This window comes from Bullifex sp. (assembly GCF_034103065.1).
Lineage (GTDB): Bacteria > Spirochaetota > Spirochaetia > Sphaerochaetales > Sphaerochaetaceae > Bullifex.
On sequence record NZ_JAXEGN010000057.1, the window covers coordinates 1 to 15,295 of the forward strand.

The 15,295-nt window shown below is 34.0% G+C and carries 13 protein-coding genes; 5 read left to right on the forward strand and 8 right to left on the reverse strand.

Annotated features, from left to right (window positions below; translation table 11 throughout):
- Together SOY52_RS02380 and SOY52_RS02385 are read left to right on the forward strand one after the other, a co-directional pair.
- The coding region (locus SOY52_RS02380; RefSeq protein ID WP_320847385.1) for an MATE family efflux transporter at positions 1-922 on the forward strand (922 nt) is incomplete at its 5' end.
- Positions 923-932: 10 nt separating this feature from the next.
- Positions 933-2,213, forward strand: coding sequence for a valine--pyruvate transaminase (locus tag SOY52_RS02385; RefSeq protein ID WP_320847386.1), 1,281 nt, complete (start codon positions 933-935; stop codon positions 2,211-2,213).
- Positions 2,214-2,253: 40 nt separating this feature from the next.
- On the opposite strand, the gene SOY52_RS02390 is transcribed toward SOY52_RS02385, so the two are convergent.
- The 5 genes from SOY52_RS02390 to SOY52_RS02410 form a co-directional block, all read right to left on the reverse strand.
- On the reverse strand, positions 2,254-2,997 hold the full coding sequence (locus SOY52_RS02390) for an amino acid ABC transporter ATP-binding protein (protein ID WP_320847387.1): 744 nt from the start codon (positions 2,995-2,997) through the stop codon (positions 2,254-2,256).
- The gene (locus tag SOY52_RS02395; protein ID WP_320847388.1) at positions 2,990-3,844 is read right to left on the reverse strand and encodes an amino acid ABC transporter permease; all 855 of its coding nucleotides are present in this window, start codon (positions 3,842-3,844) and stop codon (positions 2,990-2,992) included. Before SOY52_RS02395 ends, SOY52_RS02390 begins: the two co-directional genes overlap by 8 nt.
- Before the next feature lie 8 nt (positions 3,845-3,852).
- The gene (locus SOY52_RS02400) at positions 3,853-4,611 is read right to left on the reverse strand and encodes a basic amino acid ABC transporter substrate-binding protein (protein WP_320847389.1); all 759 of its coding nucleotides are present in this window, start codon (positions 4,609-4,611) and stop codon (positions 3,853-3,855) included.
- Positions 4,612-4,777: 166 nt separating this feature from the next.
- Entirely contained in the window at positions 4,778-5,524 is a 747-nt protein-coding gene (locus tag SOY52_RS02405) for a basic amino acid ABC transporter substrate-binding protein (protein ID WP_320847390.1), read from the reverse strand.
- A gap of 12 nt (positions 5,525-5,536) precedes the next feature.
- On the reverse strand, positions 5,537-6,868 hold the full coding sequence (locus tag SOY52_RS02410) for an MATE family efflux transporter (protein ID WP_320847391.1): 1,332 nt from the start codon (positions 6,866-6,868) through the stop codon (positions 5,537-5,539).
- Between the two features lie 125 nt (positions 6,869-6,993).
- Between SOY52_RS02410 and SOY52_RS02415 the strand changes: the two genes are divergently transcribed.
- Positions 6,994-8,289: an aspartate kinase gene (locus SOY52_RS02415; RefSeq protein ID WP_320847392.1), complete on the forward strand. Its 1,296-nt coding sequence runs from the start codon at positions 6,994-6,996 to the stop codon at positions 8,287-8,289.
- Positions 8,290-8,404: 115 nt separating this feature from the next.
- Here the strand turns inward: SOY52_RS02415 and SOY52_RS02420 are convergent, their stop codons facing one another.
- Positions 8,405-9,499 carry a sn-glycerol-3-phosphate ABC transporter ATP-binding protein UgpC gene (locus SOY52_RS02420; RefSeq protein ID WP_320847393.1) on the reverse strand — a complete coding sequence of 365 codons (1,095 nt, stop codon included), beginning with the start codon at positions 9,497-9,499 and terminating at the stop codon, positions 8,405-8,407.
- A gap of 192 nt (positions 9,500-9,691) precedes the next feature.
- Between SOY52_RS02420 and SOY52_RS02425 the strand changes: the two genes are divergently transcribed.
- Positions 9,692-10,279 (forward strand): TetR/AcrR family transcriptional regulator, encoded by a 588-nt coding sequence (locus tag SOY52_RS02425; RefSeq protein WP_320847394.1) that lies wholly within the window; start codon positions 9,692-9,694, stop codon positions 10,277-10,279.
- Here the strand turns inward: SOY52_RS02425 and SOY52_RS02430 are convergent, their stop codons facing one another.
- The gene (locus tag SOY52_RS02430; RefSeq protein WP_320847395.1) at positions 10,280-11,620 is read right to left on the reverse strand and encodes a hemolysin family protein; all 1,341 of its coding nucleotides are present in this window, start codon (positions 11,618-11,620) and stop codon (positions 10,280-10,282) included.
- Positions 11,621-11,976: 356 nt separating this feature from the next.
- Positions 11,977-14,505 (reverse strand): hypothetical protein, encoded by a 2,529-nt coding sequence (locus SOY52_RS02435; RefSeq protein ID WP_320847396.1) that lies wholly within the window; start codon positions 14,503-14,505, stop codon positions 11,977-11,979.
- 250 nt (positions 14,506-14,755) lie between these two features.
- Between SOY52_RS02435 and SOY52_RS02440 the strand changes: the two genes are divergently transcribed.
- The coding region (locus tag SOY52_RS02440; protein ID WP_320847397.1) for a hypothetical protein at positions 14,756-15,295 on the forward strand (540 nt) is incomplete at its 3' end.

Here is a 15,295-nt window from a genome sequence, read left to right on the forward strand (position 1 = left end):
TTTTATTTGTACTTCGTTTGTGTTTAATAATTTACTACGTAATGAGGGAAAAGCTTTCTATACTATGATCGGATTAACAACAGGCGGAGTATTAAATATTATTTTAGATCCAATCTTTATCTTCGCTCTAAACCTAGGTACCCGTGGTGCTGCTATGGCAACTGCACTAAGTCAGGTAATTAGTTTCTTTATTCTATTAGCTATGTTTGTCTCAAAGAAGAGTAATTTAGACTTAAGACTTAGTTATATATCTAAAGAAATAAAAACCTATTTACGTATTTTAAAAACAGGGCTTCCAAGTCTCTCAAGGCAGGGCTTAGCATCAATTGCATCAATGACATTAAATGTTCAAGCAGCTAGCTTTGGTGATGCAGCTGTTGCTGCTATGAGTATTTCTGGTAGAATTACCTTCTTCTTATTTTCAGCGCTCTTAGGTTTAGGACAGGGATTCCAGCCTGTTGCAGGTTATAACTATGGTGCTAAAAAGTATTCTAGGGTAAAAAGAGCAACACTATTTACTGCTTTCTTTGGGACAATTATAATTGCAATTCTATCAATACTGTGTTTTATCTTTGCACGTCCTTTAGTTACTACATTTAGAAAAGAAGATATTGATGTAATAACAATTGGTGTAAAAGCATTACGTTTCCAAACAATTGCGCTACTGCTATGTGGAATCAATGTTGCAACTAATATGTCAATGCAGGCAACTGGACACATTGCGGGTGCAACTTATTTAGCACTTTGTAGACAAGGAATCTATTTTCTACCATTTATTATTTTCCTACCAGCAAAACTTGGTATTTTAGGCGTTGAAATTGCTCAGCCACTTGCTGATGTCTTTACTTTTATTACTTCTTTAGTATTTTTCATCAGACTTATTAAAGAGTTGGGTGGAAAAAAAGACGAAGTTATTCTATAGTTTTCCTACTATGGACTTTTCAGATTTTGGAAAAAAACTAACATCAAGATCAGGTATCTTATTACTAATGGATGACTTGGGAAAGCCTCTTCCTCCAGGCGTTAAGCCTTACCCTCTTGGAGGAGGAAATCCTGCAAGAATTAAAGAGGTTGAGAAAGTATATAGAGAGGAGATGGAAAAAATTCTCTCTACAGAGGATGCTTTTGAAGATATTCTTTGTCACTATGACGCCCCACAGGGCAGAATGAGCTTTGTAAATGCAATAGCTTCATATTTTTCATCTAAATATGGTTGGAATGTAAAAAGTGAAAATGTTGCTATTTCAAATGGATCTCAAAGTGCAATGTTTTACATTTTTAATTTATTCTCAGGAACATATGGGGATAAGAAAAAAACTATTCTATTTCCATTAATGCCAGAATATGTAGGTTATGCTGATCAAGGACTTGAGTGGAATACTTTTGTAAGTGTTCCATCAAAATGTGAGTACTTTGAGGACAGATCTTTTAAATACACTCTAGATCAAGAAGCTGTTAGTAAGTATTTAAGTGAGCATAGTGAAGTAGGTGCTATTTGTGTTACAAGACCAACGAACCCAAGTGGAAATGTATTAACAGATAAAGAAATAAAATTTTTATCTGATAAGGCAAAGGAATATAATATTCCATTAATAATTGATAATGCATATGGACTACCATTTCCTAACATTGTTTTTACCGATGATGCAACTCCAGTTTGGAATGAGAATATTATCCTTTCTATGAGTTTATCAAAGATTGGCCTTCCATCATTAAGGACTGGAATAATTCTAGCAAGTCCTACTGTTATTGAAGCACTAGGAAATATTAATGCTATTGCAGCACTAGCTTCTGGTTCAATGGGGCAAGCCTTAGCAGAGGATTTAGTGAAAACAGGAAAGCTTGTTGAAATGGCAGATAACTATGTAAAACCATTTTATCAAAAGAAGAGAGAAAATATTATTTCCTACATTAATGAGTTCTTCGAAGGAACTAATTACCACTACCATAGAATTGAAGGTTCTATATTCTGCTTCTTATATCTTCCTTCTTTAAAGATTTCTTCGATAGAGTTCTACAAAAAACTAAAAGAAAGAGGCGTTATTACTGTTCCTGGTGAGTATTTCTTCTTTGGTAGCAAAGAACAAATGGAAGGTAAAGCTTATCCTCATCCACACTATGATAAGTGTTTAAGAATAAACTACTCAGCTCCTGATGATATAGTTAAAGAGGGAATAAGAATAATTGCTGAGCTTTATAAAAAATGGTCATAAATGATTAGAGGACTGCATTTTCGCAGTCCTCTATATGTATTTAAAGAATGTGATCAAGGAAGCTTTTGGTTCGTTCACTCTTTGGATGTGTAAACATCTCTTCTGGAGTTCCTTCCTCAATAATTTCACCGGAATCCATAAATACTACTTTATCAGCAGCAGCTCTAGCAAATCCCATTTCATGAGTAACTAGAAGCATTGTTGTTCCATCTTTAGCAAGTGAAAGCATAACATCAAGTACTTCTTTAATCATCTCAGGGTCTAAAGCAGAAGTTGGTTCATCAAATAGCATAGCTTTAGGATTCATAGCAAGAGAACGAGCAATAGCTACTCTCTGTTGCTGTCCACCTGAAAGCTGAGTAGGGTGATTTTTAGCTTTATCCTTCAAACCAACCTTATCAAGAAGTTTATAAGCTAATTCTTCAGCCTTAGCTTTATCCATCTTGAGGACCTTACGTGGTGCAAGAGTGATATTATCAAGAACAGTTAGGTGAGGGAAAAGGTTAAAAGACTGGAATACCATACCAACCTCTTCTCTTACTTTTCTTAAGTCAGTTTTAGGATTTGTTACTTCAACATCATCGATGAATATTTGTCCACTTGTTGGTGTCTCTAACATATTAACACTTCTTAAAAGTGTTGATTTACCACTTCCAGATGGACCAATAATAACAACTACTTCTCCATCATTTACTGTTAATGATGCATTCTTTACTGCATGAACAGTTTTAATTCCATTAGCAACAAAGTCTTTTGATAGATTTTTAATTTCAATTTTAGCCATTCTTATGGAGCCTCTCTTCAAGTAAACCGACTAAGCGGGAAAGTACGAGTGTAAAGATAAGGTATATTAATGCAACAACTAACATTGTCTCAAGTGATAAAAAGGTTCTTGAGATATACTCTCTACCCTTTCTAAGGATATCAGCAAGTGCAAGCTGAGAAACAAGAGATGAATCTTTGAGCATTGAAATAAACTCATTACCAATTGCAGGAAGAATAACCTTAGCTGTTTGAGGAAGAATAACATGGATAAATGCCTGTGTTCTTGTTAAACCTAAAGCTGTAGCTGCTTCCATTTGTCCCTTTGGAATAGCTTGAATACCTGCTCTTACAATTTCACCCATATATGCACCAAAACAAATAGATAGTGAAATAATTGCAGCTATCATACCTTCAATGTGGAAAAATCTTCCAAGTGCATAGTAGATGAAGATAAGTTGTACAAGTAGTGGAATACCTCTTATAAACTCTACATAAACACCACTAATCATATTAATAATGTGGTGTTTAGAAACAGATCCTAATCCTGTAAATACACCAATGATTACGGCTCCAATAATTGCAAAGATAGTTACTTCAAAGGTTACTGGTGCACCTTTAATACATACAATAAATATCTCTCTGTATGGATCTGGTTTAAAAATGATTAGTAATAATAAAATAGCTAGCGCAAGGAAAAATGTAATCCTCCAGCTAGTCATAAGATGCTTCTCACCTTTTTTAGGGATGAGAGGTCCATCTGTCATTGTAATAGTTTGAACTTTCTCGTCTTTTGATGAATCAACAGAGACTACCTTTTTACGAATAGTCTCTGTCTTAACGAGAGTTTCTATACTCTTGTTATCCATTGTATCTCCTAGATAATGTTATATTTCTTCATTAACTCATCCATAGTACCATTTTCTTTTAGTTTTGCAAGAGATGAGTTGATTAAGTCTAATAATTCTTTATCACCTTTTTTAACTGCAATAGCAATCTCCTCAATATCGCTACTAGCTTCACCTGTAATAACAAGCTTGTTAGCATAGTTAGGATTTGCTAATACGAAGTCAGAAGCAATTAATGAGTCACATACACATGCATCAACGTTACCGTTAATCATATCCTCGATAGCAAGTCCAATTGAATCATAAGCTTTAACAACTACATCCTTATTTTGCTCAACTGCGAAGTGACCTGTTGTACCCATCTGTACACCAACCTTCTTGCCTGAGAGAGAGTCAAGAGAGTTGAGATCTGAATTTGCATTTAAGGTTACAATTGACTGCTTAATAGTAAAGAGAGTGTCTGAAAAATCAATTGTCTTCTTTCTTTCTTCAGTTACTGTTACACCTGATGCAACTGCATTGTATTGTCCATTTGCAAGACCAGCAAAAATTGTATCCCAAGCTGTATTGATGTATTTCATCTCAACGCCAGAAACTTTGCTCATTTCTTTGATTAAATCAACTTCAAAACCTGTAATTTCACCATTTTCATCAACGTATTCAAGTGGTGGCCATTCACAGTTCATAGCAAATGTATATGATTTTGTTCCATCCTCTTTAGCGCCTGAAGCAAAAACAGTAGCAATAGCTACAAGACAAATAAGTAAAAGTGCAACTAATTTTTTCATTTTCAAACCTCTTATAATTAGGATGTTTGCATAATGCATATTTTTACAGATATTGTCAATAAAGAATGTATAAAAATACAAAAAATATGAATTATTTTAGTTTTTATGCATGATGAAAGAATAAAAAAAGGAGGCCGAAGCCTCCTTATAACAAAGAAAACAAATACTAGAGTAAGTTCCACTTAGCCTTGAGCTTATCATATGAGCCATCTGCTTTAAGCTCACTAAGACCCTTGTTAATTAAGTCAAGAAGTTCTTTGTTTCCTTTCTTAACTGCGATTGCAATATCTTCTTGGGTAAATGAAGAACCTGCTACCTTAAGCTTGTCAGAGTAGTTAGGATTAGCAAGTACAAAGTCTGATGCAATTAATGAGTCACAAACACAAGCGTCTAAGTTGTTATTAAGCATATCTTGAAGTGCAAGACCAATGTCATCATACTGTTTTCTAACTACATCATAGTTATCAAGAACTAAGTCTCCTGTGGTACCAATTTGTACACCAACCTTTAAGCCCTTAATATCATCAATTCCCTTAACAGTAGAATCCTTTTTAACAATGATAACCTGACCTGCTTCTAAAATTGGAGTTGAGAAGTCCATTGTTTTCTTTCTATCTTCTGTAACTGATACACCAGAAGCAACACCATCATATTGGCCATTTGCAAGACCTGCAAAGATGGTATCCCATGGAATGTTCTTCGCAACCATCTTTACGCCAACCTTTTCACCAATCATTGGAACAAGTTCTACTTCAAAGCCTGTGAGGTTGCCACTTTCGTCGATGTATTCAAGTGGTGGCCATGTTGCATCTGTTGCAAAAACATAAACTTTTTCAGCTGCTTCTTTCTTAGAGCAAGAGAAGAGCATAAAAATTGAAAGCACAATTATTAAAACTGTTAAACCCTTTTTCATACCTTTTTATCCTTATAGATTTTTAATTTTTTCTTTATAAACATGTGTAAAGAAGATTATTGAGAATAATAAACCAAAAACTTCAGCAATTGCAAAGCTATACCATACACCATTAATACCAATTAGTTTAGATAGTAAATATGCACAAGGACAAAGTACAACAAGCTGTCTAATAATTGATACCATCATTGAGGCAAAGCCAAATCCTGTTGCTTGGAATGATGCTATTAAAATAATAGAAATAGCAGCAGGTATAAAGCATAAGCTAATTGACCTTAGTGCCGGGATACCTATTTTATACATTTCCTCTGTTGCACTAAATAGTGAGAGTAATTGTCTTGGCATAAGCTGGAATAGTAATGTACCGAGAATCATAATTAAGAGTGCAACTACGAGTCCTAATTTCATAGTGCTTATCATTCTCTTTTTATTTTTTGCTCCATAGTTAAAGCCAAGTATTGGAATTACACCATTGTTTAAGCCAAAAACAGGCATAAATACAAAGGATTGTAATTTAAAGTAGACACCAAATACTGAAACAGCAGTAGAGGAGAATGCAATTAATATACCATTAATTAAGGATACCATAATTGTACCAATACTGTTCATAACAATAGATGGAAGACCTACTTGGAAAATATCTTTGATAATTCTTGCATTTGGACGAATATCTTTTATTTTGATTTGGATGTAATCATTTTTGCTTAAGAAGTATAGGGCAAGTGACATAGATGCAATTTGTCCAATTACTGTTGCAATTGCAGCACCATTTACCCCAAGTTTAAATACAAAAATAAATATTGGGTCTAATACAATATTTGTAATTGCACCTGTTAGCTGCATAGTCATTGGCTGTACAGAGTTTCCAGTTGCTTGAATTAGTTTCTCAATGAAAATTGAAAATATACAGCCAAAGGAAATAATTAAACATATTCTAGAATATGATGTTGAAAGCTTAAGTAGCTCTGCATCTTGAGTAAAAATGTTTAAAAAAGGCTTTGCTAAAAATAATCCAATAAAAATAAATAGACAAGAAATAACTAACCCTAAAAAGAGAGTAGTTGAGGCAACATGGTTAGCTTCTTCATGTCGACCTTCTCCTAATCTTCTTGATAGAAGGCTGTTAATACCAACACCAGTTCCGACTGCTGCAGCTATTAATAAGTTTTGCATTGGGAAGGCTAATGAAACTGCTGTTAAAGCTGTTTCTGAGACCATTGCTACAAATATGCTATCAACAACGTTATAAAGAGCTTGAATAAGCATACTTAGCATCATTGGAAATGACATTTTAAAGAGCAGGCGAGGAATAGTCTCACTCTGCATGATATTTGTTTTCTGCATAGCACTGTATATATAAGCTGTAATATTAATTCTTTTCAATACAATATTGTTAAAATTATACTCACTGTATTGTATAAATGAAGCATTTTCAGTAAAAAATAAATATCCTATTTGAGGTTGGTATTATGATCGTATGTAAGTTTGGCGGTTCATCAGTTGCCGATGAAAAACAGATAATGAAGGTTAAGGACATCCTTGAAGCTAATAAGGATCGTAAAGTAGCAATTGTTTCTGCACCAGGTAAGAGAAACAAGGAAGATAGAAAAATAACAGATATGCTATATGAGTGTAACTCTTTAGTTCAACAAAATAAGAGTTGTAAACGCGTATTTGCTGAAATTGGTAAACGCTATCTTGATATTGCAACTGCATTAAAGCTAGACACAAAAAAGCTTACTCTAGCTTTAGATGACGTTAGAAGAAAAATTGATGCTGGTCGTGGTACAGACTATGCAGCAAGCCGTGGTGAATATCTTTCAGGATTATTGATTGCAGAATACCTTGGATGGGAGTTTGTAGATCCTGCATCATATATCGTTATTAATTCAGATGGTACTGTAAATCCTATTAGCTATGAGCGTTTAGCAACAAGACTTTCAACAGGAAGTTGTTATGTTATGCCAGGCTTTTATGGTGCAACTCCAGAAGGTGTTATAAAGACATTCTCTAGAGGTGGTTCAGATATCTCTGGTGCTATTGCCGCAAGAAGTGTAAATGCTGACCTTTATGAAAACTGGACAGACGTTTCTGGTGTATATGCTGCTGATCCAAGAATTGTTGAAAATGCACGTGTAATTCCAGAACTTACATATGTACAGGTTCGTGAGCTTAGTGATGTAGGAGCTTCTGTTTTCCATGAGGAAGCAATTGCTCCTGTAATTCCTGTAAAGATTCCTATCAATATTAAAAATACAGATCGCCCAGAGGATCCAGGCACAATAATTAGCTCTGAAGTTGATCCAAGAGGGCTTTGTGGTGTTTCTGGTAAAACTGGATTTACAAAGCTCAAGCTTAGAAAACTAATGATGTTTAAAAAGTCTGGTATGCGCCATGCTTTATTAACAATCCTCCATCTTTATGGAGTAAGACCTTCTTACTCTCTCTTTGGTATCGATTCAATTGTTTGGCTCTTTGATAGTAAGATGGCAAATGATAATGTCTTGAGATCAATGTGTGAACGCTTAAAGAAAGATTTTGAGCTTGATGATGTAGTCTTTGAGCGTAATCAAGGAATCGTAGGTTTGGTTGGTGGTCATATGGATGAGTCAACAGCTTTTATTGATGCTGCATGTGCTTTAAGAGATAGTAATATTAAAGTAAATTTCATGAACTTTGGTGCATCAAGAACTACTGCCTTAATTGGTGTTAATGAAGAAGATTGTAAAGAAGCAGTTCAGTGCCTTTATAATAAATTATTCTAAATCATAATTTTTTCAAATAAGCTCTCTTTCCATTTGGAGGAGAGTTTTTTTTATTCAATTATAAAGTGATAAAAAAAGCACAGCATTTAAGCTGTGCCTTTTGCTATATCTGATATTAGCGAATTGCGAGTTCTGTTTCAGCATCAAAGAACTTAGCTTTGTCCATATTAGGGATGAGGCTAATCTTTGTGTCAACAGCAGGAATAACTGTACCGTCAATCTTACCGATAACTTTAGCTGTAGAAGTAGCAACGTAAACGTGAGTTTCAGCACCAAGTGGTTCAACAACAGAAACGTGACCATCAATAGTCTTACCAGCTTCTGGAGTCTTTGTGAACTCAACATCTTCAGGGCGAATACCGAATGTAACCTGCTTACCAACATAAGGCTTAAGAACCTTAGCCTGAGCTGGAGTTACTTCGATTTTGAATGTACCTTCATTAACGAAAATCTTATCTCCCTGAGCTTCAACCTTAGTGTTGATGAAGTTCATTGGAGGGGAACCGATGAAGCCTGCAACAAACTTGTTGTCTGGGTTGTTGTAGAGTTCGAGTGGTCCACCAATCTGCTGGATAACACCAAGCTTCATAACAACGATCTTATCAGCCATTGTGAGTGCTTCAACCTGGTCGTGTGTTACATAGATCATTGTAGCCTTGAGGCGGTGGTGGAGACCTGAAATCTCAGCTCTCATCTGTACTCTGAGCTTAGCATCGAGGTTTGAGAGAGGTTCATCGAAAAGGAATACCTTAGGCTGTCTTACGATTGCACGTCCTACTGCAACACGCTGTCTCTGACCACCAGAGAGAGCCTTTGGCTTTCTTTCAAGAAGCTGTTCAATGTCGAGAATCTTTGCTGCTTCTCTAACACGTCTGTCAATTTCTTCTTTGTCAAATTTTCTAATCTTAAGACCGAATGCCATGTTATCATATACGGTCATGTGAGGATAGAGTGCATAGTTCTGGAATACCATTGCAATATCTCTATCTTTTGGTGGTACATCGTTAACGACTTTGCCGTCGATTGTAAGTGTACCAGATGAGATGTCTTCAAGACCTGCAACCATTCTGAGTGTTGTTGACTTACCACAACCAGAAGGTCCAACGAGAACAACGAACTCTCTGTCCTCGATGTCGATGTTAACGTTGTCTACTGCCTTAACGCCTCCATCGTAGATCTTGCAGATATTTTCAAGTTTTACTGTAGCCATATCTGCTCCTTTGTTTTGATAATTCAATCTTAAAGGATAAAAAGTGCAAAATAAAGAAATTTTAATTTTTTTATCCTCTTTTTTTCGCGAAAACTGGGTAAAAATTGATGTTTTGCTGACTAAATAAACTAAATTAGTCAATAAACTATTTTTTTACTTGAAATCCTAATTAAAAGATGGTTTAGTTAATTTATGCCAAAGACCTATACTAAAGAAGAAAAAGATAATATTAGACAGATATTACTAGAGGAAGCAGAGATAGCTTTAGCCCATAGCGGTATTGAAAGTATAACTGTTGATAGCTTAGTAGAAGCTGCTTCGATTCCTAAGGGGAGTTTTTATCTTTTTTATTCATCTAAAGAAGAATTATTTTTAGATGTAGTTTCCACTTTTCGTAAGGATAGTGAGGAAAAAACACTTTCTCTATTAGCCGAGCTTGATGAAAACCACATCGTAACAAGCTTAACTGAAGTATTTACTTTTTTGACTAATGAAATTATTAAAAAAGGAATTTTTAGAATTGTTGATGAAAAGCAACAGGCAATAATTAGAAAAAAGGTGGGAAAGAAGAGAGTTGAAGAAGTCCTAAATGATTTATTTAGCTATTTTAAGGAGCTTTTTTCTTACTTTGCAATTGATGACAAGGATGACTTAGAAGGCTTTTATTCAGCTTATTTACTACTTTTATACTCCTTTTTGCATAAAGACAAAATAAAAGACCTCGAAGCTAGTACAAGGCTAATACTTAGAGGTCTAATACTTCAATTAGTAGGAGAGTGATTAGTTATTTTCTATCTCTTCACTCTCATCTTGTTTATCTTTCTTTGAAATGATAGCTTCAATAATTCTCTTATCTTCTACACGGGTTACTGTGATATCTAAGCCATTAACAGATACATTGAATTGCTTTCCATCCTCTGGAATAGTGTGTAAGCATGAGAAAATCATGCCACCAACAGTATCGTAATCACGATCATCAGGAATATTAATATCAAGCTCATCATTTAAATCATCAATAGAAAGTGTTCCTTGAACTTTCCATTTATTTTCATCAATCTTTTCAATCTCAGGTGATTCAGCTTTATCATATTCATCGTAGATATTACCAACAATTTCTTCAAGGAGGTCTTCTAAAGTAACAATACCTCTTGTTTCACCATATTCATCGATAACAATAGAAATATGGATTTTGTTTTTTTGCATATCGGAAAAGAGCTGGTCTGCTTTAATTGTCTCAGGAACAAAGTATGGCTTTCTAAGCATATCTTTGACGCTTTTTCCATTTGTATCATTAAGATTAATTAAGAACTCTCTAGAATTTAATATACCAATAATATTATTAATATCATCTTTATAAACTGGGAAACGTGAATTACCAGTTTCTTTGATAATCTTTAAAATATCTTCTTCACTATCTTCTATACTAATAGCATTAACATCACTAACTCTAGTCATTATTTCAGATATAGTAATATCGTTAAATTCAAAGATATTTTGAATCATTTCCTGCTCATCCTCTTCGATTGAGCCTGATTCACCACCAACATCAACCATCAGCCTAATATCATCTTCTGAAACGTTATCATCTTCAGCTTCTGTTTTAAGGTTTAATAGCTTTAGGATAAAATTAGTAGTGCCACTAATTAATACAATTATTGGTTTAAAGATAATTGATATTGTAGAAATAATTCCACAGCATGCTTTTGCAACTTCGTATGACTTTTGCTGTGCAATTCTCTTAGGTATTAACTCACCAAATACAATAGTAACGAAGGTAAGTATTAAGGTAATAATAATTACCGAAATACTATTTAATACACTATAACTAATATTTACTCCAATCTTGATAAACCAATTTGCTAAAGGCTCGGAGAGAGAATCAGCAGCAAAAGCTGCACCTAAGAATCCTGAAAGTGAAATTCCGACTTGGATAGTTGATAAAAATCCGGCAGGGTTTTCTGCAAACTTTAAAAGCTTGGTTGCGTTTTTATCGCCATCTTCTGATAATTTACGCAGTTTTGTTGTATTTAATGAAATAACTGCTATTTCCATTGATGCAAAGAATGCATTAAACGCGATTAATATTGCTTGTATTAATAATTGTTTGGGTACAGAGACCATCTTAACTTAATAACTCCTTATAAAAAAATTTGTTTAGAAAAAATTTTTTCTCAGAGGAGCAAACATTTAAATTTCATCCTTCTACTGTGAGGATCATCTAAAGAATCATTACAATCTTTAGGTAAAGGGCTTTCGTCCACTATAATTCCTTTGCACTTTGTGTGCGACAATATATTGTCTTTAATAATATTAACACTATTTATACTCGTCAAGGGATAGAAGAGTACATATAATGCACAAAAAATAAATAATGCCTAATAAAATATAGTTTATATCAAAAGGGTATAACTACAAAAATCTCTTTAAAAACATAAAACACCCTGCAAGATTTAACAGGGTGTTTAAAAGATAATCTATTATTCTGTGTAAACTAGATAGCACTTTGCCTCAGCACTATCACTTGTGAACGTAAGCTCAGTAGGAATTTTTTCATATCTTACAATACTAAAACTCATAGGACCAAGCTCGACATCCATTTCTGATTTTGTTACATCAATTGTATAGCTAGAATCCTCTTCAATTTGAGTTGCTTCGTTAAATATTTTCTTAACATCATAAAGTTCAGGGAACTTCATCTCTCTTTTTATGCCGTTAATCTCATTAGTTCCTAGTGCTTCAGCAATTACTTCAAGCATGAAATCTTCATATACTTCATTAAATGGTTTCTTTAGTTCTCTTTCAACTGCTTCAAGTGTATCGGTATCTTGACGCATGAGATTTACGATAACTTCCATTCCACCATAGTCAGCATATTTTTCCTCAATATATGACCAGAACATACATCCAACTCCATAGTTAGCTACGTTTTCTTCCTTACTTCTAGGGTGATATGAGTCACTTGATGAGAACATATTCTGGATATATACATGTTCCTCTTTGTAAGCACCATCTTTTTGATCAAAAAGTCCATTTTGCTTTAAACTGATGTAATCTGCAAGTCCTTCTTCAAGGAAGTGGGCCAAATCAACTGTTTGAGTGTAGGCATCATTATATTTTCTATCAACTTGAAGATAATGTGTGTACTCATGAGCAAATGTTTTAAGGAATGATTCTGCAGCAACCTTTGCACCAGATTTCTCATAATCCCTTCTTATCGATGAAAGGTTCATGTAGAATGCTGCATAACCATTTCTTGAGGAACTTGTATTATAGAGTGCAGATGAAAAATATCCAAGCATTCCTTCGTCTTTAAAATCATAGATTGCAATTGTAAATAATTTATGTTTCTCTTTATTGTCATCCTTCATTGTAAAGAGATACTTTTCATTAGGTTTTGTTTTCAATAATGCTTGTTCATTATCAAGATAATCATTTGGCATTAAAGATTCATCTCCACTGTAATAAAGAACATTAAGAATTTCATTAACCATCTTAAGGTCATCTTCTGTAGCTTCTTGGTCTATAAGGTATAATAGACCATTATCATAATCTCGTCCTGAAATAATATAATCATTATCAATATCAATGATATCCATCATGTCTCTTTGTTCTGGATTATCTCCATGGTAGACATACATACCATTCCAGGTAATAACACCTTTTTCATTTTGTGTTGGCTTTGAAATATTAATTGCAGAAGTTGCTCTAGATAAGCTTCTTGATTCAGACCAATCAAGATTGTTAGTTACTGTTGCATTTGATTTAAAGGAATCACCTTCATATTCTTCAGATGTTGAATAGCCTGACATGAAATTGGTAACAACTGAGTAAAGGACTCCACTATCCTTATTAATTGTTACCGTTTCACCATTTTCAATATTGGTTGGATTTACTCTTATCTCTTTTGCTCCATTTTGGAAAACTAAAAGTGTCTGTCCATACCCATTTTCAGAGTATGATGAAATATTGATAACTGTTTTAAGGTCATCAGGAGATACAGGTTTTTCACTTTTACCAAAAGGATAGATATCGATATCACCACTTTCTTTTACATATGAAGTTTGGTAGGACCCGTCAGAATTTATATTCATTATTCTATAAATAAATTTAGTGTCATCAGTATCTTTAAATGAAAGTGTTAGATGTTTATTATAGTTTTCATCTTTGAACAAAGTGTTAATGATACTACCTTCGTATAGAACTTCTGCTTCATTTAATGATTCTTCAGACCATTTAATCTTATCTTTATCAATAGAAAGCTGTGTATCATCAATTCTTGGAAGTATGAAAGTTTCACTTTCAATTATTAGATTTTCATAATCTAGCATTGAAAACCAAAGTATAGGTGCTGCAATCTTAAGTTCACCGTTTTCTATTGTAAATACTTTTATAGAATCTAAGTCTCCAACTTTGATAGTATCATCTTCTTGATAAGTTTTTTCTCCAAGTTTAATTGAAGAAACTTTGCTTTCAATTTTACCTGCTGTAACAAGATAATCTGAAGGCACAACACCATTTGATGCAATATTACTCATAGTAGTCTTTGTATCTGAAAGCAGAGTATCACTAATAGTAAAAAGATTAGATGAGTACCCGCATGCTGTACATTTTCCATTTTTTATTGTGTGGTACTCGCTTTGGATTTCATTGCATCCTTCGATTATACAGCGCCTAACATGTATTGTTTTCCCATCATCAGTCCATTTGGAATATTCGTGGTTCAAAAGTACATCGATAATAACATCTGATTTAACTGTGTATTCATCTCCTGCTGAATAAGTTTTGTTTGAGATTGTGAGTGTATAATCATGGTTATTTATCTTTGTGTTAGGAAACGTAATCACGGTTCCATCTTTTACTTCCGTAGGAATTTCAGATAGAGAATATCCTCCTGTAATTATTATTTTCCTAATCGTTGCTTGAGGCTCTGATGGTGAGTTATTACAGGATAAAAATGTTATAAGCAGCATGATTATTAATACTGCAAATAAACTTTTTCTTTTCATGTATATCTCCTCTCATTACAAATAAATTAATAATTTTCTTTTTTTGAAAAAGAAATAAAGCTGGATATTTATCCATGCTAGATTTTCTTATCAAATATATAATAGGAGAAAAAACAAGACAATAATACATTTACATAAAGTAGCAAGAAAGCTTTCGTCCCTTTAGGGCGGATGATGAATTGCAGTTTTATTTATAATACAGATAGTTGCAGCATAGACAGTTAAGCTGAACAGTTGATATAATTCATTCATGACAGACGACGAACGTTTAGCAAAGAACAATACTATAAGAGAAACACTTAAGGAGACTAAGCTACGCCATGCATCCATGCGTCCATTCGTCGTTGAACTCAAGCTTGATTTAAAGTGTCTGAACAAAACAGAAAGAGAAAAACTCAAATCATATTTCACGGAGTGCAGGTGGCTTGCCAACTACCTGATTGGTCTTGATAGCGATGCGTTCAGGACGTTCAAGACTACTATCCGTGATATACCATCTCTTGATAAAGATAAGAATATTATTAACAGACACCTGGAAATGCCTGCAAAACTAATACAGACAGTGTATTCATCACTTAAAGCTGATAAAGCTTCTCTTAATGCCAAATATCATAAAACAGGAAAACCCCTGGGAGAACTGAAGTTCAGAAGTGAATACAATTCAATTGAACTTAACCAATATGGCAACACACATAAAATCTGCTATATGGATGAGGGTAACTCCAGTGGAAAGTATCGTAACACTGTTCATATTGCAGGCATCAGACGACCGATACGTGTATCTGGTATG

What these genes read in the sequence shown, in the direction of transcription:
- SOY52_RS02385 (WP_320847386.1), top strand. Translation starts at nt 933, where the DNA reads ATGGACTTTTCAGATTTTGGAAAAAAACTAACATCAAGATCAGGTATC.
- SOY52_RS02390 (WP_320847387.1), bottom strand. Translation starts at nt 2,997, where the DNA reads ATGGCTAAAATTGAAATTAAAAATCTATCAAAAGACTTTGTTGCTAAT.
- SOY52_RS02395 (WP_320847388.1), bottom strand. Translation starts at nt 3,844, where the DNA reads ATGGATAACAAGAGTATAGAAACTCTCGTTAAGACAGAGACTATTCGT.
- SOY52_RS02400 (WP_320847389.1), bottom strand. Translation starts at nt 4,611, where the DNA reads ATGAAAAAATTAGTTGCACTTTTACTTATTTGTCTTGTAGCTATTGCT.
- SOY52_RS02405 (WP_320847390.1), bottom strand. Translation starts at nt 5,524, where the DNA reads ATGAAAAAGGGTTTAACAGTTTTAATAATTGTGCTTTCAATTTTTATG.
- SOY52_RS02410 (WP_320847391.1), bottom strand. Translation starts at nt 6,868, where the DNA reads ATGCAGAAAACAAATATCATGCAGAGTGAGACTATTCCTCGCCTGCTC.
- SOY52_RS02415 (WP_320847392.1), top strand. Translation starts at nt 6,994, where the DNA reads ATGATCGTATGTAAGTTTGGCGGTTCATCAGTTGCCGATGAAAAACAG.
- SOY52_RS02420 (WP_320847393.1), bottom strand. Translation starts at nt 9,499, where the DNA reads ATGGCTACAGTAAAACTTGAAAATATCTGCAAGATCTACGATGGAGGC.
- SOY52_RS02425 (WP_320847394.1), top strand. Translation starts at nt 9,692, where the DNA reads ATGCCAAAGACCTATACTAAAGAAGAAAAAGATAATATTAGACAGATA.
- SOY52_RS02430 (WP_320847395.1), bottom strand. Translation starts at nt 11,620, where the DNA reads ATGGTCTCTGTACCCAAACAATTATTAATACAAGCAATATTAATCGCG.
- SOY52_RS02435 (WP_320847396.1), bottom strand. Translation starts at nt 14,505, where the DNA reads ATGAAAAGAAAAAGTTTATTTGCAGTATTAATAATCATGCTGCTTATA.